This is a genomic window from Kitasatospora aureofaciens, assembly GCF_019192735.1.
Lineage (GTDB): Bacteria > Actinomycetota > Actinomycetes > Streptomycetales > Streptomycetaceae > Kitasatospora > Kitasatospora aureofaciens_A.
Genome location: NZ_JAHTKP010000024.1, coordinates 1 through 23,907 on the forward strand (window position 1 = coordinate 1; position 23,907 = coordinate 23,907).

Consider the following 23,907-nt stretch of genomic DNA (forward strand, 5'->3'; position numbering starts at 1 on the left):
CGGCGCCGGCGGATCGCCCCGGCCAGCAGCGCATCGTCGGTGTTCTTGGCGTCGTCCCAGCTCTCGGGCAGGAACAGGCGCCAGTCGACGGCCGAGGACGCGCGGTCGGACACCAGGTTCACACTGACCCCGATCTGGCAGTTGCCGCGCTTGCCCAGCGCTCCGCAGTACATGCGCGCAACCCCCGGCGAGTCGTAGCCGTCCTTGGGAAAGCCCACATCGTCGATGGCGTACGCCTCCGGCGCGATGTGAGCGACCGCCCAACGGGCCAACCGTTCACGGACCTTGGCCCAGTCCCAGGTCGACGAGGCAATGAACTGCTGCAGCTGCTGGTGATCCACACCCAGGCGCTCGGCCATCGGCTGCATCGACTTGCGCTTGCCGTCCAGCATCAACCCGCGCAGGTACAGCTCGCCCTTGGCTCGCTGGTCCCGCCGCGCCAACGACCCCAGCATCTCCGCCGCGAACGCTTCCAGACGCGGGCGGACCGCCTCCATCTCCTCAGGTGTCACACCTGACAGAAGATCACACTCTACTCGGCAGTGATCAACCGGGGTACCTAACAAAGCCCTACTAACCCCAGAAGAACGAATCTCACTGTCCAATTTGCTGCCACAGCCGGAAGGGCTGGACCCCACGGGTCCAGCCCTTCCGCATATCCAGGGTGAGGCCCCGGCCGCGACTTGTCAGGGAGGCGACCTGGGCCCGCAATCACACCCTACCGACGCCACCACTCTGGCCCCCATGGACACTCCACCCGGGCCCAACAGGTCACCCGATCAGTGGCTCCCAATCTCGCCGGAACGGCTCCCGAATTCGCCGAAGAACACCCACCGGGGTCGAGTACATCACCGCCACGAATGGCCTACACCTGGCTCCCGTTCACACCGGAGCAGTGGCTCCCATATGACCCGACAAAATCAACCCAGACCACTTGGAGGGTCCCGGAAGAGGCGCTGCTAGCCTGCTCCGCATGATCGGGAAGGGCCCCAAACAGCGGATATCCAGCTTGCTAGCGCCAACCGGTCCGCAGCGCGCTCTGATCATCTCGAGCTTCGTCAGTCGGGTGGGCAACGGGCTGTTCAACACCGCTGCGGTGCTCTACTTCACGCTGGTTGTGCACCTGCCCGCCGCACAGGTCGGTGTCGGCCTCACGGTCGCCGGGCTGACCGGGCTGCTGGCCGGGATCCCGGCAGGGAATCTGGCCGACCGATACGGGCCGCGCACGGTCTGGCTGACGACCCTCGCGATGCAAGCCGCGACGATGGCCGCTTTCGTCTTCATCCACAGCTGGGTCACGTTCACGCGCATCGCCGCCCTGGACCGGCTGGCAGCAACGGCGAGCGGCGCCGCAGGCGGTGCGCTCATCGCCCGCGCCGGCGGCGAACGCCCGGCCGCATTCAGGGCGAAACTCCGCACCTTCGTCAACCTCGGCGTGGTCCTGGGCACCCTCGGCGCCGCCTTCGCCGTCTCGGTCAACACCCGCCCGGCATACACCGCGCTCATCCTCGCCAACGCCGCCAGCTTCGCCTGCGCCGGCCTGATCGTCCTGATCGGCGTCCCGAACTACCAGCCCCTGCCCCGGCCCCAGGAGCACCACGGCTGGGCCGTCCTGGCCGACCGGCCGTTCGTGTCCTTCGTCGCGCTCTACGGCGCCATGGGCCTGCAATACCAGACCGTCTCCCTGCTGCTGCCGATCTGGCTTTCCGCTCACACCGACGCGCCCCGCTGGACCGTGGCGGCGGTCTACGCGGTCAACAGCGGGGTATGCGTGCTGCTCCAAAGCAGGATCGGCTCCCGGGTGGAAACACCGGGCCAGGGCGGCCGGGCGTTCCGCCTCGCCGGGCTGCTCTTCTTGGTCAGTTGCCCCTTGATGGCCCTGACCGCGGACGTTCCGGCCTGGACCGCGCCAGGGCTCGCCATCCTCGCCGTCTGCGTGCACAGTCTCGGAGAGGTATGGGAGTCCTCGGCCGGCTTCGCGCTTGGCTTCGGTCTCGCCCCCGACCACGCCCAGGGGCAGTACCAGGGCCTCTTCGGGATCGGCTTCGACGCCGGACAGGCCTTGGCCCCGGTGATCCTCACAGCAGCAGTCCTTGGACTCGGACACGCAGGCTGGCTGCTGCTCGGCGCGTTCTTCGCGACCCTGGGGGCGGCAGGCCCGCCGGTGGCCGCGTGGGCGGAGCGAACCCGTCTCACGAGCCAAGACACGGCCTGCGCTACACATGGTCGGTCATGAGGTGACCCCTGCGATGTGGACACACCTGACAATGGATCTTGTAGATCCAGGAAGGTGAAGATCCGCGTGGCAAGGCCATCGAAGTACAGTCCGGAGTTCAGAGCCGACGCGGACAAGCACCACCTGTGCGGCTGAGCCCTGAAGGCGATCAGGCTCGTGCCCGTCGCGACTTCTGTCACGGCGAACCGAGGCTTCCCATCGGTGGCGGTGCCACGTCCAGCAGCCGGGTGATCGCCCTGCGGGCGCGGGCTGGAGCCGCCGGGTCGTGGTGGAGCTGAATGGCCTGGGCTGCAGCCAGTGCGATGCCGTTCAACTCGAAGACGACCTGCTCGGCGTCGGTCTCCGGGGGCAGCTCGCCGGCCGCGACAGCCGTGCGGACTTCAGCGCTCACGTAGGTGCTCCAGCTCATCAGCGCAGCGAGGACCGCGTCCCGGATCGGGCCGGGCCGCCCGTCGAACTCGGCGGCGACCGAGGTGAGGAGACAGCCGCTGTGTCCTTCGTCCTCGGCCATGTAGTCGATCCATTCTCCGAACGCGGTGGTGAGTCGTCGCAGTCCGGGATCGGCGCCGACCGCTCGGGCCGGGACGCGGCGTCGGAACTGCTCGATCGCGGCCTCGAGGACGGCGATCTGCAGCGCCTCCTTGCTGCCGAAGTGGCCGACTACGCCGGCCTTGCTCATCCCCAGGTCGATGGCCAGACGGCCGATGGTCAGGCCGTCGAGCCCGTCGGTGGCGGCCAGGGCAAGGGCGCGCTCAATGATCCGAACGCGGGTGGCGGTCGCCTCGGCGGCGGACTTGCGGGGACTCATGACATGAGCTTAACCTAACGGTCGTACGCCATTAGCTAACGAACGTTCGTAACCCAAAAGGAGCGGTCGCCATGAAGATCCACCACCTCAACTGCGCCTCCGTGCGCGTGATCGAACCCACCTACGAGGGGCTGCCGTCCGCGCATGCCGTCAACCACTGCCTACTGATCGAGACGGACTCGGACGGCCTGGTGCTCGTCGAGACCGGTTTGGGCCTGGACGACATACGCGACCCCGACAACGTGCTGGGGACCACCTGGGTGGAGATGTCGCAGCCGGTGCTGTCCGAGGACGAGACCGCAATTCGCCAGGTCGAACGACTCGGCTACTCCGCCGACGACGTCCGGCACATCATCCTCACCCACCTCGACATCGACCACTCCGGCGGCCTGCCCGACTTCCCTGCTGCGCAGGTCCATGTCCTGCAGGCCGAGATCACCGCCGCGTTCGCAGAGGCGCCCAGCTTCCGCTACCGCCCCGGGCACTGGGCCCATGGCCCGAAGTGGGTTCCCTACACCCCCGAAACCAACGAGATGTGGTTCGGCTTCACCGCTGTGCGGGCGCAGGGCCTGGCCGATGACATCCTGCTGGTCCCGCTCGGCGGCCACACGGCCGGGCACACCGGCGTGGCGCTCCGCACGGACGACGACAAGTGGCTGCTGCACTGCGGCGACGCCTACTACTACCACCGTGAGCTCCAAGAGGACCCGCACCCCCACCCCCTGCTCGACTTCGTTCAGACCACCGCCGAGGTCCACCACGACCTGCGCGTCGGCACCCAGGCCCGGCTGCGCGAACTTGTCCGCGACCACGGCGACACGGTGACCGTCATCTCCGCCCACGACCCCTGGGAGTTCCAGCGCCTTCAGGCGAAGACAACCTGATCGGGTTGACAGTCCGTTCGGACCGAAGGGCCGCCGAACTCAAGGCGACATTGCCCGACGCCACGACCGACGGCACTGCCCACCATGCACATGAATGGGCCCAGGCCGACCGCCCGTTTCCAACGACCCACCCAGGCACAGGCCGAACTCAAGGCGACATTGCCCGACGCCACGACCGACGGCACTGCCCACCATGCACATGAATGGGCCCAGGCCGACCGCCCGTTTCCAACAACCCACCCAGGCACAGAAGGAGACGCTGTGAGCAGGACAGCGACGCGCAACGGCACTGCGTCCGCCCTCGGCAAGGAGCTCGTGATGATTCCCGGCGCCCACGTCCCGCAGCTCACCCACCCCTCGGCCGTCGCCGATACCATCCGCCGGACCATCGGCGAGGTGAATCGGCCGGCCGCCGGCGGTCGGAGTTAGGCGTGGCCTGCATAATGACGATCCGGCAGAGGGGGGTACAGATGATCAGGGTCTTGCTGGCCGAGGACATGCGGATCCTTCGGGAGGCGCTGGCCGGGCTGCTGGGGTTGGAGGAGGGTATCGAGGTCGTCGCCGTGCTCGGGTCGGGCGACGCGATCGTGGCCACCGCGCTGGTGACCCGGCCGGACGTGGCAGTGCTCGACATCGAACTGCCGGGGCTGGACGGATTGAGCGCGGCGGCCGAGCTGTACGAGCGGCTTCCGGAGTGCCGCACCTTGATACTGACCGGCGTCGGGCGGCCGGGGAATCTGCGGCGGGCCATGTCGGCGCGGGTCGCCGGGTTCATGCTCAAGGACGCCCGCCCCGATGACCTGGTCGAGGCGATCCGCACGGTCGCCTCCGGTGGCCGGGTCGTCGATCCGCAGCTCGCCTTCGCCGCGCTGGAGGTGGAGCGGAGCCCGCTGACCGAGCGTGAGTCCGACGTCCTCCGGCTCATCGCCGCAGGGGAGGAGCCGCCGGAGATCGCCGCGAAGCTGACCCTGTCCTACGGAACGGTCCGCAACTACCTGGCCTCGACGGTGACCAAGCTGAACGCCCGCAACCGGATCGACGCCATCCGGATCGCCTCCGACGCCGGCTGGATCTGAGTCACACCGTGACCTGCCGGGTGAGCACCGGAAGCTCGGCAACCAGGGTGAAACGGCCGCCGTCCCGGCTCGTGGTCAGGCGACCGCCGGCTGACTCGGCTCGCGCCGCGAGGTTCGCCAGACCGGTGCCTTGCCGTCCGGCGGTCGCTTCGGCCGCCCCGTCGTTCGACACCCGCAGTCGTACAGTCCGGTCGTCCACGAGCGTTGAGATCTCGCAGGTCTTGGCGCGGGAGTGCCGGACCACGTTGGTGGCGGCCTCGCGCAGGACGACGGCCAGCACCGATCCGGCTTCGGTGGGCATCGGTCGGGCGTCGAGGATCAGGCTGATCTCGATTCCGGCGGCCGACAGCACGGAGCGGGCCGTCTCGGCCTCTTCGGCGAGTGAGAGTGTGGCCGATTCCCCGTCGGCGGAGGTCAGTACCGCCACGTCGGTCAGCGCCTGCTCCGCGAGCTCGGTCAGCTCGGCCAGATGGCGGGGCACTGCGTCTGAACCCATGGCGATCAGGCGGTTGATGAGCTCGCTCTTGACGACAACGGCCGACAGCCTGAAGCCGACCAGGTCGTGCAGGTCACGGGCGACCCGCAGGCGCTCCTGCAGCACTGCCATCCGGGCCAGTCTGCGCTGGGCGTCGTCGAGCCGCCGCGCCACGATCGGCAGGACGCAGAGGGAGTAGATCACGATCGCGGTCGTCGCACTGGCGAGAGCCCGGTAGAGGTGTCCGCCGAGGTCGTCGCCCGTCGGGTCGGTGGCAAACGTGATGGGCGCCAGGATCAGTACGGCCGGCAGCCATGACCACGGCGGCCGTAGGCGGACCAGGACCGTTCCCGCCAGCATGGGCGTCTGGTTCAGGCCGGGGTAGCCGGCCACAGTGATCAGGACGGCGACCGCCACGGCCTGCAGAATGAGTGCCCACTTCCAGGCGGGAGGTGATGTGTTCCGTCGCGGGAAGCCCTGGTAGAGCTGAAGCGCGCTTGACAGGCAGGCTGCGACCACCGCGACTGCCAACGCGGGCCCCCGGGGGCCGAGCCAGATGATCAAAAGGGCCATGCCGTCGCCGTAGTTGACCTCGATGAGGATCAGCACCGCCCAGGCGATCCACGGTGCCGCGCCGAGCGGGCCCGCGACCTGCGCTTTGTGCGTACGGCGCCCGGCCGGGATCCGGGCGTCGATGTCCAGGCCCTCGACGGTCAGCGTTCCGCCGAGGTCGGCGATCCGTTCGGAGTCCTCGCGGAGTTCCCGTTCCAGGGATCCGGGAAGCCCTTCGAAGGTCACCCGAAGCCGTACGGCCGTGTCCACCTGGATCAGGCACCGACCGGGTGTGCCGTGCCGCAGTACCTCCAGTACGACGGCGCGCAGCAGCGCGGCGAGAGCCGCATCGGCGGCTTCCGGCAATACGAATGCGCCTACCTCGACCCGCGTCTCGACACCTGCGCCCGACAGGACGGTACTGGCCGCGGCCACCTCCTCAGCCAGGGTCCGGGCCCGGAAGCCGTCAGAGACCGTCCGGACCTCGGCCAGCGCGCACCGCGCGGTGCCGATCAGATCGGCGATCTCGGCTCGGGCCGGATCAGGTTCGGTCGCGGCGATCCGGCGGGCGCGGTGGATGACTGACGAGAGCTGTGCCCCGAGCACGGCGCGCAGCGCCCGCGCGACCTGCAGCCGTTCCTCGGCCACTTCGAGCGCGGCGAGCCGTCCCTGCGCGGCCTCGGTCTGCCGGACCAGGTTGGCGAGCCAGGTCACCGCGTACAGGCTCAGACCGTTGGCGAGCGTCGCCAGTGTCGTCCAGAGCGCCGAATAGGGGCCGAGGCCATGGGAGTCCACGGCGAAGCCCGCCCTGACTCCGTACTCGCCGATCGCGATGGCCGCCACCAGCATCCAGGACACCGGGGCGGCGAAGATGAGAAGGACCGAGGTGACCAGCAGCGCCTCGACCGCTCCCCAGTTCCCGCCCAACACCAAGTACGGGGCACAGACGAGGAACACCTGGGCAGCCAGCACCAGGTAGGCCGTCCAACCGGTGACGCGCCTCAGGGAGATCGGAAACTGTAGGACGCCGAGGGCGACCAGAGCACCCACGGCCACCGCCAGCTTCCACGAGGTGAAGTCGGCGTACGCACCCGCGATCTTGACCAGCAGAAAGCCGGCGACGGACGTCACGACGAGCCAGCGAGCGAGGCGTGTCTGATGTGCCACTCGCGCCCCCCGGCCACCGGAATGTGCATTTTGCACGTCCGGGCATCGTAGCCCGCATCGAAATGGCTGCTGACCACGCGTGAACCGGTGCACCAGACACTGACCGCGCCACGGTGCCCTCCGCGAGGCTTACCTCCAGGAACGACGACGAGAGGAACCCTTGTGAGCAATGACTTCAAGATTCGACCCTTCCGCATCGACATCCCACAGGCCGAGGTGGACGACCTCAGGAACCGGCTCACCCGGACCCGGTGGAGCGGGGAGATCCCCGGCACGGGGTGGAGCCGCGGTGTACCGGTGGATTATCTGAAGGGTCTCGCGGAGTACTGGGCGGACGGCTTCGACTGGCGTCAGGCCGAGGCCCGACTGAACGCCTTTCCCCAGTTCCTGACGGAGATCGACGGACAGGACATCCACTTCCTGCACGTCCGGTCGGCCGATCCCGATGCCCTCCCGCTGCTCCTGCTGCACGACTGGCCCGCCTCGTTCGTGCAGTTCGCCGAGGTCGTCGAGCCGCTGGCGCAGGACTTCCACGTGGTCGTCGCCTCCACGCCCGGGATCACGTTCTCCGGCCCGCTGACCGGACCCGGCTGGAACACGGGCAAGATCGCCAGCGCGTTCCGCGAGCTGATGTCCCGCCTCAACTACAACCTCTACGGCGTCCAGGGCGGCGGTGGCGGGGCGTGGATCGCCGGCGAGATGGGCCGTCAGGACCCGGACCGCGTACTCGGCATCCACCTCAACGGGCTGATCACCTTCCCCTCCGACGACCCCGCCGACTTCGCGGATCTCACCGAGTTGGAACAGCAGCGGCTGGCCCGGCTGCAGAACTTCCGCGACGACATGATGGGCTTCAACGTCATCCAGTCCACCCGCCCGCAAACCCTGGCCCACGGTCTGCACGACTCCCCCGTGGGGCAGCTCGCCTGGATCGTCGAGAAGTTCAAGGAATGGACCGACGCCGCGACCGACCTGCCCGAAACCGCCGTCGACCGCGACCTGCTGCTGGCCAACGTGAGCCTCTACTGGTTCACCGGCACCGCCGGATCCTCGGCCAACCTGTACTACGAGACGGCCCACGACCCCACCGCCTACGCCCCCAAGCCACGCGGCACCGTCCCCACCGGCGTCATCGCCACCGCCACCACCGACGTCGCCATCCGCCGCTTCGCCGACCGCGACCAGATGATCACCCACTGGACCGAGGTCGAGCGCGGCGGCAACTTCCTCTCCCTGGAACAGCCCAAACTGCTGATCGAGGACGTACGCGCGTTCTTCCGAACCCTCCGCTAGGTGTTCCGACCCGTGAGGTTGGGGACGCGGCCGGCTGGCGGTTGGCCTGCGAGGGCGGTGTGTCCGCGGTGGTGGTGATCATCGCACGACCTTGATCCACTTCTAGAACAGACCCTAGCTCTGCGGGACGTCCTTGACGAACACGATGCCGTCGCTGTCCGCCAGGTGGGCCGGGTCAAGTGGGGAGTAACCGAACCAGGGGGATACGCGGGGCGCGGGCCGCGTGTCGCCGAGGGCGGTGGCCAGCCGCGGGGCGTCGATGACGCAGCGGTCCTCCGGGAGCGCGTACAGGAGTCCTTCGACGGTGTCCGGCGGCGGCGCGTCCACTCCCTGGTGCCGGATCGTGCCGAGGGCCGTGGCCACGAAGGCGTACCCCTCGCCGAGCTGGGCGCTCACGAGCGCACCGGCGCTCCACCACTCCACCGGCCCCTCCCACATCTGCATCGTGCTCTTCTCCCGCTGGAGATGGGAGTTGTGGGCGTGGATGAGTGCCGGGCCCCGAGCGGCGACGGCAAGGAGGTTGTGGGCCATCATCAAATCCCGCAGCGCGCACAGCCGCGTCATACGGGCCGGTGAGGTGTCGGCCATCCAGTGGTGGTAGCGCAGCAGGCCGGTCGCGGTGCGCCCGTACAGGCGCGCCCGGTCCCAGTCGGCCCGCGAGGTCGCCGCGAGCAGGTGCGGTGTCTGCTGGTCGAGCAGTGCCACCAGATCGTCGGCGAGCAGCCGCAGTTGGCCGGCCTCGGCCGACTGCCCCGTGGACTGGGACGGGTCCATCATCGCGGCGGGATTGGTCCACCGGTCGTCGGCGCCGAGCAGACGGTCGAGTGTGTCCCCGGTGCAGGGGAGCAAGTTCGCGTCCACCCGGGCCGCGAGGTAACCGTGGAGTGCGGTGAGGGCCTGCCGGGGGCTCGCAGCGTGGGTGATCTCCAGCGGGCCGTCGAAACCGGCGAAGCGGAGCCGCTCGGACGCGGGCCGGCCGTCGTTGTCGGCGCGGACGTTGTAGGCGCGCATCCAGCGCACGAGCTCGCGGTTGGCCGCGTAGGTGCCCCAGCCGTGGCTGATTCCCTGCTCCATGACTTCGTCGAGTGTGCCCGTGCCCGAGGTGACGTAGTCGTCGACGACCAGGCCCATCATGCAGTCGCTCTCGATCGCGATCGTCCGGTAGCCCTCCTGCTCGACGAGCTGCCGGAAGAGCTCGTTGCGCAGGTCGAGCAGAGCGTCCTCGCCGTGGGTGGGCTCGCCCAGGGCGAGCAGCCGGGGCCGGGCCGGGAGCAGCCTCATGACGGCGGCGGCCTCGACGGCATGGGCGGTGTCCTTGATGTCAGTAGGCATGCCTTCAACGCTATCGTTGAACCTTCGGTTGAAACTTTCCCGCGATATTGTCAGTCCCATGGGGAGAAACCTTCAAAGCAGCGATCGGCTCAGGCCGGTTGATCTGGCGCGCGGGCACGGTCTGTCCACGCAGGCGATCAGGAACTACGAGGAGGCCGGCATCCTTCCGGCCGCCGGTCGCACACCCCACGGCTACCGCACCTATACCTCGCTGCACGCGGGGGCCCTGCGCGCGTTTCTTGCCCTGGTGCCCGGCCACGGCCACCAGACGGCGACGTCGATCATGCTGGCCGTGAACCAGGGCGCGGTCGATGAGGCGTTCCGCCTCATCGACGAGAGCCACGCCCAACTCCTCGACGACCGGCGGACCCTCCAGGCCGTGGAGGGCGCCCTCCGCGACCTGGAGCCCACCACGGCGCCCGAGCCCGGTGTGGGGTCCGAGCCAGCCGCGGTGTCCGGGCCCGGTGGAACGTTCATCGGGCCGCTGGCAGGGAAGCTCGGAATCCGGCCCGCGACGGTGCGCAAATGGGAGCGCGCCGGGCTGGTGCGCCCGCGCCGCGACCCCCGGACCGGGTATCGCGTCTACGACGAGGCCGACGTACGGGACGCCCGGCTGGCCCACCAACTCAGGCGGGGCGGCTACCTGCTGGAGCAGATCGCCCCGCTGATCGCCCAGGTGCGGGCGGCCGGCGGGCTGGAGCCGCTGGAGGCCGCGCTGTGCGACTGGCACGGTCGGCTGTCCGCCCGCGGGCGGGCGATGCTGACCGGGGCCGCAGAGCTGGAGGCGTACCTCCGCGAGCGCGGATGAGACTTCGGTCGCCAGCCGAAGAGAAGAAGGGTCACCAACCGTTCCGTCGCGGCTGACTCATCCGAACCAGCCCAGCACAGCGGATAGTTGCCGACTCGCCGGGCTCCGTAACGGAACGCGACTTCAGAAGCGCGCCGTTGGCCGCCTTGCAGGTCGCCCAGGCTCCTCGGCTCCGCCTCCGGCTCCAGCGCGGCCAGGTGCAGCCGCCCGTCGTCGCCGAACCGCAGCTGCGTGTTGGCCGGCAGCCGCGCTCGGCGAGCTCCCGGTAGGCACGCGGCGACATCGGGCGGCATCAACATGTCGTCAACACGCCACTTTCAACCCGTCCATCGAATTGACACAGTATCACTCCATCAAAAAGTGATATCCGGCAATTCCCCGCCACGCCCGCCGCTTTCGATAGTTGACAACTCGTCTCGCAATAGTAAGGAGATATAACGCTTACATAACGCCACATGCCGTCAAATGTTGGCTTGTCTAGACCACTCTTCCGCCTGTCGCCCAACTTTCCTGCAGGGACGCATAGTTGGAAGACCTTGACTCTCCACTTCGAATGGTTGAAGAGGGAACGTCTTCGCATGTAGAGAGACCTCCCCCAAGGCTCCTGGCCTATCTGGCAGGATTCCCGGCATCGGCCCGCTCAACGAAGCGAGGGGGTACCTCGGCCTGCTGTGGAAGGTGGCCGAGCGTTCCCGCAGTGCCGGTGCAGTGCGCGCCGTAGTCGTCGATGCCACGGCGCAGGAGGCGCGCACCACGGGGCGACATGCCGCCCGGCCTGCGAATTCCCGGCTTCTCGAAAGCAAGGAGCATGATGCACAAACGTCGTATGTCCCGCCGTAAGAAGACCTTCATAGCGGCAACCGTCGCGGCCGTCTCCGGCACCCTGGTGGTCGGTATCGGCGTCTTCGCCCAAGCCGACCTGGTCAACGGCACCGTGACAGCCGGGCAGGGGCGGTACATCACCATCAACCACCGCTCCCAGCCCTCGACTTCGTCCCCGATCAGCGGCACGTCGCGCCCGGGTGACAAGGTCACCATGTCCTGTCGGACCGCGGGTGACATCGTCGAGAACAACTCGCAATGGATCTGGTCCGGGTCCTACTACATCGCCGGCGCCTTCATCCAGGGGAACGTCAACAGTCTTCCGGCGTGCGGCTCGACCGCACCGACCACCCCGGCCCCGGCGGGCGCCAAGACACTCACCATCGGCATGCAGAAGCAGGTCAGGACCCAGTGGTGCTGGGACGCCTCGGGTGTGACGATCGCCAACTACTGGGGCCGCAGCGACGTCACCCAGGAACAGTTCTGCCGACTCGCCGCACAGGGCACCTGGGTGGACTGCAACAACCAGCCCGCGGCACTTGAGGACATGGCCAACGGTCTGGCCCGGCTGGGACTGAGCAACAGCGGCCGCAGCCTGGCGCGCTCCGCCTCGTTCAACGAGACCACCGGCGAGATCACCGCCGGCCGCCCGTTCGCCGTACGGATCGGCTGGCGCACCGGCGGCGGCCACATGAACGTCATCTACGGCTACGACAGCAGCAGCAACATGATCGCGGTCGGCGACCCGTGGCCCACCACGCAGACGTACACCTGGTGGAACTACGCAAGGTACGCGAGCAACAGCTCGTTCCAGTGGACCCACTCCCGCATCGGCATCCACGGCTGAGGAGACGACCGACCATGCAGATCACGCAGCTCACTCGGACCGCGCCGACCACACCCCGCAAGCGCGCGGGCGCCCGAACCGTCGTGCTCGCGGCGGCCGTGATCGGTGCCGCCCTCGGCGGTACCGTCCCGGCCGGTGCCGCAGACGGTGACGGCATCGCCGGATACCAATCCGCCCAGCAGGTGCTCCAGTCCGGACAGACCAAGGACACCGTCTCCCGTTTCCTCGTGGCGTCCCGCCAGGCCGGCAACCCTGCCTCCAACGCCGACGGCGGTATGACGGGTGCACCCGCCACCGCGCCCGCGGCCGTCGCCGCGCCGCCCCGGTTCGACCTGAAGGACCCGGTCCCGATGTTCGAGCTCAGCGCCGACTTTGTCGCGGGCAAGAACCCGACCACCCCGCTCAGGCTGACCTACCTGGCCTCGCGGGTGTCCGCAGCCGACGACCACCAGGCCGCCGTCCTGCTTGCGCCCACGGGCAGCGGCGCCTCGGGCAGCGGCGCGCAGCCCGACGGCACACAGAACGTCGGCTCCGAGGGCTGGGAGCTGGCCGGGATCCGGGACGGTGACGCCGATATCAGCCTCGCCGAGCGCGGCACCGCGCAGGCCCGCACCTTCACCGAGCCGCAGATCCACGCCTGGTACCGGCTCACCGACAAGGGCATGGTGGAGCCGCTCAACCAGGAGGCCACCACCAGTCTCGGCGGTCAGAACGGCATCACCCTCGCCGCCTACCAGAAGCTGGTCAACTCCCGGTACGGGGACAAGCTGCCCGGCTCGGAGTACGACCGCAAGGGCCTGGCCGGCGGCTACAACAACCTGACCGACGAACAGCCGCAGCAACCCGGCGCCCAGGACCGGCCGCAGCCGGCTGTGGCGCAGCCGACGCAGACCACCGGCATCTCCTGGCAGCTTGCAGCCGCCAACAGTGCCGCAGCTCTGGCCGCGGTCGGCGCCGCGGCGGTGTATCTGCGCCGCCGCCGAACGGCCGACGCGCACTGACCCGCCCCCTATTCCGCCCGGAGCGGTCCACCCGGGCAGCGTGGACCGGCTCCGGGCGCCATGCGGCGCGGCCACCTGTTGGCGGGACGGCTGCCCGGCAAGGGTGTGCCGCAGCCGTGAGTGCTCTGGTGGATCCTGGTTGAGCATCATCGTCCGGGCGAACTCCAGGTCGGTGATGGAGTCCGGGTCCCAGATCTGCGTCGCGCCCACGTGCGAGGACCAGTCGGGGCTGCCCAGGACGTACTTCGCATCGACCGACCGCACGACAGCGCCGGAAGCTGCGCACCCGGGGTGCTGCGGAGCCGGGAGTGGACCTCGTTGACGGCCACGGGAGCGGGTGCCGCTGTACGCCGACGCGCCGATCAGTACGAGGTCGGGATCACGGAGTAGCACCAGCCGTAGTACGCGTTGAGCCGGTTCATCAGCGCGTCGCCGGTCTGCGGTCCGACGATTCCGTCGGCGTAGCCGAAGTGGCTCCGCTGGAACGCCCTGACCGCGCGGTCGGTGTCGGGGCCCCAGACCGAGTCCGCCGTGACACCGACCGCGATCTGGACGCACTTCACGCCTACCCCGCTGTTGCCGTAGCTCAGGTACGCGGCGTTCGGGTCCGCGTGCGCCGGGGCGGCGCACGTCAGGATCGCCGCGACGAGGGCCGCCGCCGGCACCGGGAGCAGCCGGGCTCTGGTGAGTCGCATGTCAGGGGCATCCGTTCTCGATGTCGATCTCGGTGATCGGAGCGCTCAACGCCCACGAGTTCTGGGGGTAGAGCGTGATGTACTCGCCGGTGGAGAAGTGCATGAGCGCGCAGTCGTCGTTCCGCGCGTTGACGACGTAGTGCGCGGACCGGGCCAAGGGGCCGGTGGTCTGCCAGCCGTAGTCCTTGTACATCGAGATCGGGGTCCCGCTCGAATTCTCGAAGCACACGTAAGGCCAGGGACACGACGACGCGGCCGAGGCGGAAGTGGCCCCCGCCAGCGTCAGGCCCGAGGCCGCGACGACGCCGGACGCCAGGACCGCCATCGCTCTGAGGGTTCGCTTCACGGGTACAGCCCCCTTCATCTGCCGGATCACATCTGCCGAAGGGGGCCGTCCCGCCCCCTCGCCGAGTGTCCTCGCGGGCGGCCGGGGCTGTCATTGACAGGCAGCGCACGATTGTTGACACGATGTGCACAACAGACCGAAGCGGGGGCCGGGGGTTCGGGATGGGCGGAACCGAGCTGCGCACTCGGGACATGCCGGAGGCGGACCGGTTCGACCGGTGGTGCGACCTGGTGAACCGTGACCTGGCACCGACCCGGGTGACCTCCCGTCATACAGCGGATTTCGACGCATCCGCTTCACTGTTCCAGCTGGGGTCCGTGCAGTTGTCGGTCCTGGCGTTCCCCACGCTGCGAGCGGCGCGGACGTGGCCCCTGATCCGCCGCTCCGACCCGGAACTCTGGCAGGTGGCGCTGGTCGCCGCCGGCTCCATGTGGATCGACCAGCACCGCAGCCAGACGCTGCTGGGCCCCGGCGACCTGGTGCTGTACGACACCTCGCACCCTTACGAGTCCTGGGCGCTGGCCGGGGACGGCCCCGCGCAGGTGGTGATGCTCCACCTGCCCAAGATCCGAGTGCCCATCCCCGACCGGGCGATGAGGTCCATGGCGGCGCTGCGGATGCCGGCGGGGTCGGGGATGGGGGCCGTCCTGGGCACATTCCTCGAACAGCTCGCCCGGCAGGCCGGATCATGGCACGAGCGGGACGCCGTCCGCCTCGGCGCGGCAGCCGTCGACCTGTCGCTGGCGTTCCTCGGGCACCGAGCCGACGCCGAGAGGCTGCTGCCGCCGGAGACCCGCCAGACCGCGCTGCTGTGCGAGATCAAGGCGTTCATCGAACGGAACCTGGCGCACACCGAGTTGACGCCACGGACGATCGCGGACGCGCACTGCATCTCGGTGCGCTATCTGCACCGGCTGTTCCGTCAGGAGCAGCAGACCGTCGCCGCCTTCGTCCGCGCGCTGCGTCTGGAACGGTGCCGGTCCGACCTCGCGGAGCCCGGCCTCGCGAGGTTTCCCGTCGGTGCGGTGGGCGCGCGGTGGGGGTTCACCGACAGCACCGCGTTCAACCGGGCATTCCGGGCGGCGTACGGGCTGCCCCCGGGCGAGTACCGCAGGAGGTCCGCCCTCTGCCCGTTGGCCAGGTCCGCCGCCCCTGCAACCGACTGATCGACGCCGCCCTCCGCCAAGCCCCGGTGACCGGTGCCGTCAGCCGAGATGGAGGACGAGCTTGCCGGTGTTCTCACCGCGGAAAGGCCTGCCGAAGGTCGCCGGGAAGTCGTCGAGGGTGCCGTCGACCACGCGCTTCTTCACCCCCAGTCCTCGGGGCGAACCCCGCCGATGGGGCGGCGGGCGAGGCGGATCCAGCGGTTCGTTGCCGGCATGGGGGTCCTCGTGATGTCAGCGGTCACGTAATTCCCCACCTTCGACCGGTCCCGCGTCACGGAGTTCCCCACCCTCGTAATCACGATTCCCCAGGGGCGGCGGTCGCGGACCTGCGTGCCATGCGGGTCGTGGGGGACAAGTAGCCATCCCTCCGCACGCGATCGGACTTCCCGGCACCGGCGGAGGCCGCCGGGATCACCCCGGTGTGCGCGCGGTGATCTCACGCGTGCTGTGGTGTGGCACGCAGTCCTTCGAGAAGTGTGGCCAGGTATCGGTGTGCGGTGTCGATCCGGTCGGCGGGGGTGCCGCCGTGGACGTTGACAGCGAAGGCGATGCCGCACATGAGCGGGACGAGGTCGGCGGCGGCCAGGTCACGCCGGACCGCTCCGGCGTCGCGAGCCCGGTCGAGGAGTGCGGTGCCGGCCGACCGAAGCGCCCTTTTGAGCTCCGTGGTGCGCGGCAGGGTGTCGGTGGTGGCGGCGGTGACCGGGGCCAGGGATGCGTCGGTGACCTGCGCTTCGACGGTGCGGAACAGGAAGCCTTCGAGCGCACGCCAGGGGTCGGTGTCGGCCAGCGCCTGCCGACCGTGGGCGGCCAGGGCTTCCAGGCAGGGAGTGGCGACGGTCTCCAGGAGCGCCTCGGGGGTGGCGAAGTGCCGGTAGACGGTGCCGACTCCGAGTCCGGCGCGGCCGGCTACGTCGTTCAGCTGCAGGGGCACGCCCTGGTCGACCAGGGCACGGGCGACGGCGACGATCCGGTCCCAGTTGCGGGCCGCGTCCTTGCGCAGGGGCGTCGTCATGGGGGACATCCTAATCGGATGGCCCATCCGGATGATGCCGCCGCCGCTACCCGCACCGCCTGGCGGGTCAGGTGGTCGTGACAGGTGCGTGCCGTTCGCTGAGCCGGCGCACGTCCCGGGCGACGCGAGGGTCGGTCGCTGCGCGGAACGGCGTCACCGGGTGCGCCTGGGCTCCGATGACGATGCCGGTCCGGCCCGCAAGGGCGTCGTCGGTGGCGGCGACGATCGAGGGCTGGGCAGCCACGGCCGCCGGACCCGAGGTGGAGCGTTCGAACCTGCGGCGCACCAGCGGCCACAGCAGCCGCAGGGCTGGTGAGACGATCTTCGGGTCGGTCAGGGTGCCGCTGGTCATGTCGGTCGCGGCGCCTCCGGGGTCGGCGGCGAAGACAGAGACGACCGTGCCTTTCAGTCGGGTGGCCAGGTCGAGCGTGTAGGCGAGGTTGGCGAGCTTGGCGCGGCCGTACCAGTGGAAGCCGTAGTAGCCGCCGGGCGGCTCGACGGCGTCGAAGGACCGCTTCGCGAGCCCGACCGCACCCGAGGTCACGTTCACGATTCTGCTCGGCGCCCCGGCCGTCAGCGTGGGCAGCAGCAGTTCCGTCAGCAGGTACGGCGAGAGGTGGTTGACGACGAATGACGCTTCGATCCCATCCAGGGTCCGTCGCTCCGGGAACATCGCCCCAACGTTGTTGACCAGCACGGTCAGCGGTTCGCCGGAGGCGGCATGCTCGGAGGCGATCCGGTCGGCGAGCGCGCGCACCTGGTCGAGGGAGCCGAGGTCGGCGGGCAGGAACCGCGCGGGGTGTGCCGGGTTCGCCGCGCTTATCCGGTCGACCGCCCGGGCGCCCCGGTCGGCGTTGCGTCCGACCACGGTCACTGAGAACCCGGCGCCGGCCAGCCCCAGGGCCGTCTCCAATCCGATGCCGGCCGTCCCCGCCGTGACCACAGCTGTCTTCGTCATGTGCTCCTCCACCCAGTCATGCGGATAGTTCATCCGCTTAGCGGGACCGTAACACACAATCGGATGATCTATCCGCTTAGGGATTTGGTCGGCCGAACAGGCAAGGCCGGGTGGCATGAACCCGCTCCGATCCCGAGACCCTGGCACCGGACGGAAGATGTCGACGATCGCCGTTTCGGGGCCGCCCGGCACCCGGACGCCATGGTCGTGGGCGATCACGTGGTCGCCCTCGGCGAATATGCGCGTCACCTCGGCGGGAGACGGGGGAAGTCCGTCCTGAGGGTTTCGACGAACTCCCCGAAGCCCTCCAACCCGTCGGTGATCCGGGTCGCGGCCTGTCAGCTCAGGAGTTGAGGGTGTGTCCGGTCGTTGCGTCCACGTGGTCGGGGATCTCGTCGTGGCGATCGCCCACGGTCGGTGTTCCGGTCGGCTCGAACATGAGGATCGCGGCGCCGGACGGGGCGTACGGTTTGTGCTCCGTTCCTCGCGGGACGGTGAAGACCGTCCCTTGTGGGAGCAGGACCGTGCGCTCGCCATCGGGCTCGCGCAAGGAGATGTGCAGCTCTCCGTCGAGTACCAGGAAGAACTCGTCGGTGTCGTCGTGGGCGTGCCAGATGTGTTCGCCCTCGACCTTGGCGATACGGACGTCGTAGTCGTTGACGCGCGTGACGATGCGGGGGCTCCACAGCGCATCGAAGGAGGCCAGAGCCTTGCGAAGGGGGATCGGCTGGTTACTCATGGGCTCATCCTGAGCCGTTTCGCACGGTCGGTGTGAGTGCTAGGAATTGCACATGGCGAAAGAATCCTCGCATCAGGCTCACGTGGCGCGCGTACACCGGGTGGTCGTGATCGTGGACGAGAACTCGAACCCCTTCGAGCTCGGCTGTGCGACCGAGGTCTTCGGTCTGCGCAGACCGGAGATCGGCCGCGATCTCTACGACTTCAGGCTCTGCTCCCCCGAGCCCTGCAGCCCGATGCGAGACGGATTCTTCACGCTCACGGGAGTCGCAGGCTTGGAGGCGGCCGATGCCGCGGACACCTTGATCGTCCCTAACCGCCCCGACGTCGAGGTGCCCCGCCGACCGGCTGTGCTCGATGCCGTCCGACGGGCGCACGCGCGCGGTGCGCGCCTGATCGGCTTCTGCAGCGGCGCCTTCACCCTGGCCGAGGCCGGAGTTCTCGACGGGCGCCGGGCCACCGCGCACTGGCAGTGGGCGGATTCCTTCCGGGCCCGCTTCCCTTCTGTCCACCTCGAATCGGACGTGCTGTTCGTGGACGACGGTGACATCCTCACCGCTGCGGGGAGCGCGGCTGCACTCGATCTCGGGCTGCATGTGGTCCGCCGCGACCATGGCGCGGAGGTTGCCAACTCCGTGAGCCGGCGACTGGTCTTCGCGGCGCACCGGGACGGCGGACAGCGGCAGTTCGTGGAGCGTCCCATGCCCGACCTGCCGGACGAGTCCCTGGCACCTGTCCTGGCCTGGGCGCAGGAACGGCTGGACTCACCCCTCACGGTGTCGGACCTCGCCGCACGGGCGGCGGTCAGCCCGGCAACGCTGCATCGCCGCTTTCGGGCACAACTCGGAACCACCCCGCTGATGTGGCTCACGGGGGAACGGCTTGCCCTGGCCTGCCGGCTGATCGAGCGAGGCGAGTCCCGCTTCGAGGTGGTCGCACGGCGGAGCGGGCTTGGCACCGCTGCAAACCTGCGTGCGCTGATGCGCCGCGAGACGGGCATCACTCCGTCGGCGTACAAGCGCCGGTTCGGACCCGAGGTGAAGTGAGCCCGAGGTGCATTGACGACCAACGGCTGTCGCCTCGGCAGCCCTTGTCCGGGTCGACGCGTGTCCCTGGAGTGGCCGGGTCGCGACCGGCTGGGGGAAGGGCGAGAACGACTGATGAGGCGTCTTGTTCTGCAGTCCCGGGTCGGCGACACCGCGGTGGAGCTGGTCAGGGCCGTCGCGGCCGCCCACGGCCTCTGGGCGCAGGTCGAGTACCTTCCCGAGTACCCGGTGACCGAGACCGACGCGGTCGGGACCGGCTTCCTGGCGGACACCGTCCGGCAAGTCTTCGGCGAGGAGCGCTTCCGGCCGATCGGCCGAGAGGCGATTCGCAGCAATCGCCTGCTTCGCCCGCCTGGCCTCGGTCGATGGACGACATGGCAACAGGGGATGATGGGAAGTTCAGGCAAGGAAGGAATGATCACGCACATGACCGATCCGCGCGAAGTGGTCGAGCAGCAGCTCGCCGCCTACAACAGCCACGATATCGACGCCTTCGCCGCCACCTACGCCGAGGACGTCCTGGTCCACCGGCGTGACGGCAGCCGGCTGCAGGGCCGTCAAGCTCTGCGTGACACGTACGCCGGGCTCTTCGCCGAAGGCCGCTGCCGGGCGGAGATCCTGGGGCGACTCAGCGAAGGCGACTGGGTGGTCGACCACGAACTCGCCCACGGCCTGGCCGACGATCCGCTCCGCGTCCTGGTGGCCTACCGTGTGCGCGAAGGTCTTATCGACCGCGTCGACTTCCTCGGCTGAGCAGCACGGTCCCGTACCGGCGGCCACCGCGCAGCGCCCGCTCGGTCTGCTGCCCGAGCGGGCCCGCCGAGGGACGGTCAGGGGTGCGGCGGGGGCTGGGGGGTGTGGAGCCAGGCGAGGCGGTGGTGGAGGGCGTCCTCGGTGAGAGGGCGTAGGCGGTTGTTGCGGGCCCGGGCATGGGGGCCGGCGGGGTGGAAGAGGTCGGTGCCCATGCGGCGGGAGAAGAGTTGGATGCGGGCGGTGCGGTCGCGGCGGGTGGTGTCGTAGCGGGTCAGGCGGGCGGGGATGTCGTCGGGGGCGGCGTGGGTGAGGAGGGCGCCGAGGGTGACGGCGTCTTCGAGGGCCTGGCAGGCGCCCTGGGCGGCGTACTGGAGCATGGGGTGGGCGGCGTCGCCCAGGAGGGTGACGCGGCCTCGGGTCCAGGTGTCGGCGGGGTCACGGTCGCACAGGACCCAGCGCCGCCAGGTGCGGCCGAGTTCGAGCAGGGCCCGGGGGGTGGGGGCGAGGTCGGGGAAGCGGGCGAGGACGGTGGCGCGGGGGGCGGGCTGTCCGGAGACGGCTTCGGTGGCGCCGTCGTCGAGGACGGCGGCGAGGTTGAGGCGGGTGCCGGCGGCGACGGTGTAGTGGATGACGTGGCAGCCGGGCCCGGCCCACAAGGTGACGGCGTTGGAGCGCAGGTGCCGGGGGACGTCGGCGATGGGCACCAGGGTTCGGTAGATGGTGTGGCCGGTGGGATGAGGTGGACCGTCGTCCAGGAGGCGGGCGCGCACGGTGGAGCGGATGCCGTCGGCGCCGATGAGCAGGTCGCCGGTGTGGGTGCGGCCGTCGGCGGTGGTGGCGGTGACGTGGGCGGGGTCCTGGGTGTGGTGGACGAGGCCGGCGCCGGGCAGCAGGCGGATGCGGTCGTCCGTACGGCAGGCGTCGAGCAGGGGGGTGTGCAGGTCGCTGCGATGGACGACGGCGTACGGGTTGCCGAAGCGGCGGCGGTAACGGGCGGTGACCGGTACGGCGGTGAGTCGCTCGCCGGTGACGGCGTCCATCAGGCGCAGTTCGTCGACCAGTACGGCGCGTTCGCGTACGGCGTGGCCGACGCCGAGCCGGTCGAGGGCGTGGAAGCCGTTGGGGGCGATCTGGATGCCGGCACCGATCTCGGTGAAGGCGTCCTGGCGTTCGAGGACGGTGACGCGGTGGCCGGCCGTCGCGAGGGCCAGGGCGGTGGCGAGGCCGCCGATGCCGCCGCCGGCGACGAGGGCGTGGATCATGCCGCTCCCCCGCGCTCGGGGAGCTCGCCGGGGGGCAGGGTCCCGGTGAGGAGCGTGGCGAGGATGCGGGGTCCGTCGTGGGTGAGGACGGATTCGGCATGGAACTGGACGGAGGCGAAGTGCGGACCGCGCAGGGCGTGGACCTCGCCGTCGTGGGGGTCGCGGCTGATCGTGACGGGGCCGGCGTGGGGGTGGTGGAGGGTGTCGCGGTCGGCGCGGGCGGCGTGGGTGTTGTAGAAGCCGACGTCTTCTCGGCGACCGAACAGGTCGATGGTGCGGCGTACGCCCTGGTTGGGGTGGGTGCGGCGGGTCAGGGGCAGGCCGAGGTGGGCGGCGAGGATCTGGTGGCTGAGGCAGACGGCGAAGAAGGGGTGGCGGGCGGCGAGCAGGGTGCGCAGGACGGCTGTCAGGTGGGTGACGGCGGGGTGGCGGGGGTCGCGGGGGTCGCCGGGGCCGGGGCCGAGGATGACCAGGTCGTAGGCGGTGGGGTCCGGGATCCGGTCGTGGCGGCGGACGGTGGCGTGCAGGCCCAGGGCGCGGATCTGGTGGGCGAGCATGGCGGTGAAGGTGTCCTCGGCGTCGACGAGGAGGGCGCGGCGGCCGGCCAGGGCCGTGTGGGGGTCGGAGCGGCGGCCGGGTTCGGTGAGCCAGAAGTCGGCGCTGCGGGCGTGATGGGCGCTCAGGGCGGCCTGGACGTCGGGGTGGGTGGCGAAGCGTTCGGGTGCGGTGTCGGTGAGGGCGGCCAGCAGGGCGGCGGCCTTGACGCGGGTCTCGCGGGCCTCGGCTTCGGGGCGGCTGTGGCGGACCAGGGTGGCGCCGACGTCGATGCTCAGGCGGCCGTCGGGGGTGAGGTCGGCGGTGCGGATGAGGATGGCGGAGTCGAGGGTGCGCCCACCGCGCGTGTCGCGTCCGATGAGGGCGGCGATGCCGCTGTAGTAGCCGCGTCCGGTGGGTTCGTGGCGGGCGATGACGGCGGTGGCGTTCTCCAGGGGTGAGCCGGTGACGGTCGGCGCGAACATGGTCTCCCTGAGGATGTGGCGCACGTCCTGGTCGGTGTGGCCCTCGATGAGGTACTCGGTGTGGGCCAGGCGGGTCATCTCCTTGAGGCGGGGGCCGATCAGGCGGGGGCCGTCCGGGCAGATGCGGGCCATCATCTTGAGTTCCTCGTCGACGACCATGGACAGTTCGTCGGCTTCCTTGCGGTCGTCGAGGAAGGCCAGGACGCCCGCCAGGGTGGCTCCGCCCGGGGGGTAGCAGTAGGTGCCGCTGATGGGGTTCATGACGGCGGTCGACTCGTGCAGGCTGAGGTGGCGTTCGGGGGTGGCCCCGACCAGGACGCGCTCGCCGGTGTGGACGAGGAAGGTCCAGTGGGTGCCGCTCTCGCGCTCCAGCAGGCGGCGGTAGAAGGAGAGGACGGCGGCGGTGGAGAAGCCGGGCAGCCAGGCGGTGTAGGTGCGCCGGATCACGAAGTTCGCGCCCTGGCCGGTGCCGATCTCGTCGGCGACGACGCGGCGCACGGTGTCCGCGTAGGCCTGGTCGGAGAGGTCGAAGCCGGCCTGGTCGAGCTTGACCGGTTCGTCGGGCAGCCGGGTGAGGACGTCCGCGAGCGGCAGGGCCTGGTGGGCGGTGACGGTCATCGCGACCAGGGGTCGGCCGTCGTCGTGGGCGGTGTAGCCGCGTTCGGTGATCTGCCGGTAGGGCACCAGGACGAGCAGGTCGTGGCCGCCGGGCGGGAACGACTGCCCGGGCGGCGCGGGCTGCCCGGGCGGCGCGGGGTCGCCGGGCAGGGGCAGGTCGGCCAGGGTGGCGCAGGGGGCGGGGTCGGCGAGCAGGACCTCGACGGTGGCCGGGTCGGTGTGCGGGCGGTGCAACAGCGCGAAGGCGCCGGCGGTGCCGGTCAGGACGCGTTCCAGCAGGTCCGGCTCGCCTCCGCCGCCGGGCGATGCGGTCAGCACGGCTCCTCCGCGCGTCCGGTGGTGAGCGTGTCGCACAGGGCGGCCGTGGTGACGACGGCGGCGCAGCTCTGGGCGGCGTACGTCAGGGCGCTGTGATGATGGTCGGCGGAGAGGTCGGCGACGGCGTCGCCGGCCAGGAAGGCCCGGATGTCGTGGGTGAAGGCGTCGACGGCGGTGGTGAGGACGCCGATGTGGGCGTAGACCCCGCACAGCAGGAGCTGGTCGCGCCCGGCCTCGCGCATCCGGGTGAGCAGGTCGGTGCGGAAGAAGGCGCTGTAGCGCCATTTGGTGAACTGCCAGTCGTGGGGGCCGGGTTCGAGGGGGGTGACGATGCGGCGGTGTTGTGGGGTGAGGGTCATGCCGGGGCCCCAGAAGTCGGCGAGCAGGCCGCGCTCCTCGGGGGTCATGCCGCCGGGCTGGGCGGTGTAGGCGACGGGGACGCCCAGCGCCGCGCAGTGGCCGCGCAGCCGTGCGATGTTGCGGATGAGCGGCTCCCGCGGCGAGGTGCCCACGGGGAAGGGGCGGAGGAAGTACTCCTGCATGTCGTGGATGAGCAGGACGGCGCGGTGCGGGTCGGCGCGCCAGTCGACGACCGGCGCGGGGAGGTCGTCCGGCTGGGGCAGCGGGTAGGGCTCGACTGGTGGGAGGCCGGACATCGGTGGCGTGCGGTCC

Annotated in this window: 23 protein-coding genes; 11 read left to right on the forward strand and 12 right to left on the reverse strand. The window is 70.1% G+C overall.

Annotation, left to right across the window (positions count from 1 at the left end; genetic code table 11):
* Positions 1-512: IS701 family transposase (locus tag KV557_RS22760; RefSeq protein WP_218203131.1), on the reverse strand; the 512-nt coding region annotated here is incomplete at its 3' end.
* Between the two features lie 461 nt (positions 513-973).
* On the opposite strand from KV557_RS22760, the gene KV557_RS22765 reads away from it, so the two are divergent.
* Positions 974-2,236 carry an MFS transporter gene (locus KV557_RS22765; protein WP_256177824.1) on the forward strand — a complete coding sequence of 421 codons (1,263 nt, stop codon included), beginning with the start codon at positions 974-976 and terminating at the stop codon, positions 2,234-2,236.
* Between the two features lie 175 nt (positions 2,237-2,411).
* Here the strand turns inward: KV557_RS22765 and KV557_RS22770 are convergent, their stop codons facing one another.
* The gene (locus tag KV557_RS22770) at positions 2,412-3,044 is read right to left on the reverse strand and encodes a TetR/AcrR family transcriptional regulator (RefSeq protein WP_218203133.1); all 633 of its coding nucleotides are present in this window, start codon (positions 3,042-3,044) and stop codon (positions 2,412-2,414) included.
* A gap of 71 nt (positions 3,045-3,115) precedes the next feature.
* Here KV557_RS22770 and KV557_RS22775 point away from each other — a divergent pair, with 71 nt between their 5' ends.
* The 3 genes from KV557_RS22775 to KV557_RS22785 all read left to right on the forward strand — a co-directional run bounded on the left by KV557_RS22775 (position 3,116) and on the right by KV557_RS22785 (position 5,004).
* Entirely contained in the window at positions 3,116-3,928 is an 813-nt protein-coding gene (locus tag KV557_RS22775) for an MBL fold metallo-hydrolase (protein WP_218203135.1), read from the forward strand.
* 261 nt (positions 3,929-4,189) lie between these two features.
* Positions 4,190-4,357, forward strand: coding sequence for a hypothetical protein (locus KV557_RS22780; RefSeq protein ID WP_218203137.1), 168 nt, complete (start codon positions 4,190-4,192; stop codon positions 4,355-4,357).
* Positions 4,358-4,398: 41 nt separating this feature from the next.
* Positions 4,399-5,004 carry a response regulator transcription factor gene (locus KV557_RS22785; RefSeq protein WP_218203138.1) on the forward strand — a complete coding sequence of 202 codons (606 nt, stop codon included), beginning with the start codon at positions 4,399-4,401 and terminating at the stop codon, positions 5,002-5,004.
* Between the two features lies 1 nt (position 5,005).
* Here the strand turns inward: KV557_RS22785 and KV557_RS44520 are convergent, their stop codons facing one another.
* Positions 5,006-7,162, reverse strand: a complete 2,157-nt coding sequence (locus KV557_RS44520) for a sensor histidine kinase (RefSeq protein WP_218203140.1) — start codon at positions 7,160-7,162, stop codon at positions 5,006-5,008.
* A gap of 198 nt (positions 7,163-7,360) precedes the next feature.
* Between KV557_RS44520 and KV557_RS22795 the strand changes: the two genes are divergently transcribed.
* Positions 7,361-8,491, forward strand: coding sequence for an epoxide hydrolase family protein (locus tag KV557_RS22795; protein WP_308130019.1), 1,131 nt, complete (start codon positions 7,361-7,363; stop codon positions 8,489-8,491).
* Positions 8,492-8,605: 114 nt separating this feature from the next.
* Here the strand turns inward: KV557_RS22795 and KV557_RS22800 are convergent, their stop codons facing one another.
* Entirely contained in the window at positions 8,606-9,823 is a 1,218-nt protein-coding gene (locus KV557_RS22800; RefSeq protein ID WP_218203142.1) for an erythromycin esterase family protein, read from the reverse strand.
* A 58-nt stretch (positions 9,824-9,881) separates the two neighbouring features.
* On the opposite strand from KV557_RS22800, the gene KV557_RS22805 reads away from it, so the two are divergent.
* From KV557_RS22805 to KV557_RS22815, 3 genes are all read left to right on the forward strand, one after another.
* Positions 9,882-10,631: a TioE family transcriptional regulator gene (locus tag KV557_RS22805; protein WP_218203143.1), complete on the forward strand. Its 750-nt coding sequence runs from the start codon at positions 9,882-9,884 to the stop codon at positions 10,629-10,631.
* A gap of 826 nt (positions 10,632-11,457) precedes the next feature.
* A complete protein-coding gene (locus tag KV557_RS22810) occupies positions 11,458-12,300 on the forward strand; it encodes a papain-like cysteine protease family protein (protein ID WP_218203145.1) in 843 nt (280 codons plus the stop codon).
* Between the two features lie 14 nt (positions 12,301-12,314).
* Complete coding sequence (locus KV557_RS22815; RefSeq protein WP_218203147.1) at positions 12,315-13,301, forward strand: hypothetical protein; 987 nt, start codon at positions 12,315-12,317, stop codon at positions 13,299-13,301.
* Positions 13,302-13,663: 362 nt separating this feature from the next.
* On the opposite strand, the gene KV557_RS22820 is transcribed toward KV557_RS22815, so the two are convergent.
* Together KV557_RS22820 and KV557_RS22825 are read right to left on the reverse strand one after the other, a co-directional pair.
* Positions 13,664-13,996, reverse strand: coding sequence for a peptidoglycan-binding domain-containing protein (locus KV557_RS22820; protein WP_218203149.1), 333 nt, complete (start codon positions 13,994-13,996; stop codon positions 13,664-13,666).
* Between the two features lies 1 nt (position 13,997).
* Positions 13,998-14,189 (reverse strand): hypothetical protein, encoded by a 192-nt coding sequence (locus KV557_RS22825; RefSeq protein WP_218203151.1) that lies wholly within the window; start codon positions 14,187-14,189, stop codon positions 13,998-14,000.
* Positions 14,190-14,533: 344 nt separating this feature from the next.
* Between KV557_RS22825 and KV557_RS22830 the strand changes: the two genes are divergently transcribed.
* Positions 14,534-15,508: a helix-turn-helix domain-containing protein gene (locus KV557_RS22830; RefSeq protein ID WP_256177817.1), complete on the forward strand. Its 975-nt coding sequence runs from the start codon at positions 14,534-14,536 to the stop codon at positions 15,506-15,508.
* A gap of 436 nt (positions 15,509-15,944) precedes the next feature.
* Here the strand turns inward: KV557_RS22830 and KV557_RS22835 are convergent, their stop codons facing one another.
* The 3 genes from KV557_RS22835 to KV557_RS22845 form a co-directional block, all read right to left on the reverse strand.
* Positions 15,945-16,523, reverse strand: a complete 579-nt coding sequence (locus KV557_RS22835) for a TetR/AcrR family transcriptional regulator (RefSeq protein WP_218203155.1) — start codon at positions 16,521-16,523, stop codon at positions 15,945-15,947.
* A 67-nt stretch (positions 16,524-16,590) separates the two neighbouring features.
* Positions 16,591-17,481 carry an SDR family NAD(P)-dependent oxidoreductase gene (locus KV557_RS22840; RefSeq protein ID WP_218203157.1) on the reverse strand — a complete coding sequence of 297 codons (891 nt, stop codon included), beginning with the start codon at positions 17,479-17,481 and terminating at the stop codon, positions 16,591-16,593.
* A 343-nt stretch (positions 17,482-17,824) separates the two neighbouring features.
* Positions 17,825-18,220 carry a cupin domain-containing protein gene (locus tag KV557_RS22845; RefSeq protein ID WP_218203158.1) on the reverse strand — a complete coding sequence of 132 codons (396 nt, stop codon included), beginning with the start codon at positions 18,218-18,220 and terminating at the stop codon, positions 17,825-17,827.
* 52 nt (positions 18,221-18,272) lie between these two features.
* On the opposite strand from KV557_RS22845, the gene KV557_RS22850 reads away from it, so the two are divergent.
* Together KV557_RS22850 and KV557_RS42880 are read left to right on the forward strand one after the other, a co-directional pair.
* On the forward strand, positions 18,273-19,265 hold the full coding sequence (locus KV557_RS22850; RefSeq protein ID WP_218203160.1) for a helix-turn-helix domain-containing protein: 993 nt from the start codon (positions 18,273-18,275) through the stop codon (positions 19,263-19,265).
* Between the two features lie 60 nt (positions 19,266-19,325).
* Positions 19,326-20,018 carry a nuclear transport factor 2 family protein gene (locus KV557_RS42880; protein WP_308130020.1) on the forward strand — a complete coding sequence of 231 codons (693 nt, stop codon included), beginning with the start codon at positions 19,326-19,328 and terminating at the stop codon, positions 20,016-20,018.
* Positions 20,019-20,095: 77 nt separating this feature from the next.
* Here KV557_RS42880 and KV557_RS22860 read toward each other — a convergent pair whose 3' ends face one another.
* From KV557_RS22860 to KV557_RS22870, 3 genes are read right to left on the reverse strand one after another with little or no spacing between them, the layout of a single operon-like run.
* Complete coding sequence (locus KV557_RS22860; RefSeq protein ID WP_218203162.1) at positions 20,096-21,280, reverse strand: 3-hydroxybenzoate 6-monooxygenase; 1,185 nt, start codon at positions 21,278-21,280, stop codon at positions 20,096-20,098.
* Complete coding sequence (locus KV557_RS22865) at positions 21,277-23,235, reverse strand: anthranilate synthase family protein (RefSeq protein WP_308130021.1); 1,959 nt, start codon at positions 23,233-23,235, stop codon at positions 21,277-21,279. Before KV557_RS22865 ends, KV557_RS22860 begins: the two co-directional genes overlap by 4 nt.
* Positions 23,229-23,891 carry an isochorismatase family protein gene (locus KV557_RS22870; RefSeq protein ID WP_218203164.1) on the reverse strand — a complete coding sequence of 221 codons (663 nt, stop codon included), beginning with the start codon at positions 23,889-23,891 and terminating at the stop codon, positions 23,229-23,231. The genes KV557_RS22865 and KV557_RS22870 overlap by 7 nt, the downstream gene beginning before the upstream one ends.
* Positions 23,892-23,907: the final 16 nt, after the last annotated feature.

What these genes read in the sequence shown, in the direction of transcription:
- KV557_RS22765 (WP_256177824.1), top strand. Translation starts at nt 974, where the DNA reads ATGATCGGGAAGGGCCCCAAACAGCGGATATCCAGCTTGCTAGCGCCA.
- KV557_RS22770 (WP_218203133.1), bottom strand. Translation starts at nt 3,044, where the DNA reads ATGAGTCCCCGCAAGTCCGCCGCCGAGGCGACCGCCACCCGCGTTCGG.
- KV557_RS22775 (WP_218203135.1), top strand. Translation starts at nt 3,116, where the DNA reads ATGAAGATCCACCACCTCAACTGCGCCTCCGTGCGCGTGATCGAACCC.
- KV557_RS22785 (WP_218203138.1), top strand. Translation starts at nt 4,399, where the DNA reads ATGATCAGGGTCTTGCTGGCCGAGGACATGCGGATCCTTCGGGAGGCG.
- KV557_RS22800 (WP_218203142.1), bottom strand. Translation starts at nt 9,823, where the DNA reads ATGCCTACTGACATCAAGGACACCGCCCATGCCGTCGAGGCCGCCGCC.
- KV557_RS22805 (WP_218203143.1), top strand. Translation starts at nt 9,882, where the DNA reads ATGGGGAGAAACCTTCAAAGCAGCGATCGGCTCAGGCCGGTTGATCTG.
- KV557_RS22810 (WP_218203145.1), top strand. Translation starts at nt 11,458, where the DNA reads ATGTCCCGCCGTAAGAAGACCTTCATAGCGGCAACCGTCGCGGCCGTC.
- KV557_RS22815 (WP_218203147.1), top strand. Translation starts at nt 12,315, where the DNA reads ATGCAGATCACGCAGCTCACTCGGACCGCGCCGACCACACCCCGCAAG.
- KV557_RS22820 (WP_218203149.1), bottom strand. Translation starts at nt 13,996, where the DNA reads ATGCGACTCACCAGAGCCCGGCTGCTCCCGGTGCCGGCGGCGGCCCTC.
- KV557_RS22825 (WP_218203151.1), bottom strand. Translation starts at nt 14,189, where the DNA reads ATGTACAAGGACTACGGCTGGCAGACCACCGGCCCCTTGGCCCGGTCC.
- KV557_RS22830 (WP_256177817.1), top strand. Translation starts at nt 14,534, where the DNA reads ATGCCGGAGGCGGACCGGTTCGACCGGTGGTGCGACCTGGTGAACCGT.
- KV557_RS22835 (WP_218203155.1), bottom strand. Translation starts at nt 16,523, where the DNA reads ATGACGACGCCCCTGCGCAAGGACGCGGCCCGCAACTGGGACCGGATC.
- KV557_RS22840 (WP_218203157.1), bottom strand. Translation starts at nt 17,481, where the DNA reads ATGACGAAGACAGCTGTGGTCACGGCGGGGACGGCCGGCATCGGATTG.
- KV557_RS22845 (WP_218203158.1), bottom strand. Translation starts at nt 18,220, where the DNA reads ATGAGTAACCAGCCGATCCCCCTTCGCAAGGCTCTGGCCTCCTTCGAT.
- KV557_RS22850 (WP_218203160.1), top strand. Translation starts at nt 18,273, where the DNA reads ATGGCGAAAGAATCCTCGCATCAGGCTCACGTGGCGCGCGTACACCGG.
- KV557_RS22860 (WP_218203162.1), bottom strand. Translation starts at nt 21,280, where the DNA reads ATGATCCACGCCCTCGTCGCCGGCGGCGGCATCGGCGGCCTCGCCACC.
- KV557_RS22870 (WP_218203164.1), bottom strand. Translation starts at nt 23,891, where the DNA reads ATGTCCGGCCTCCCACCAGTCGAGCCCTACCCGCTGCCCCAGCCGGAC.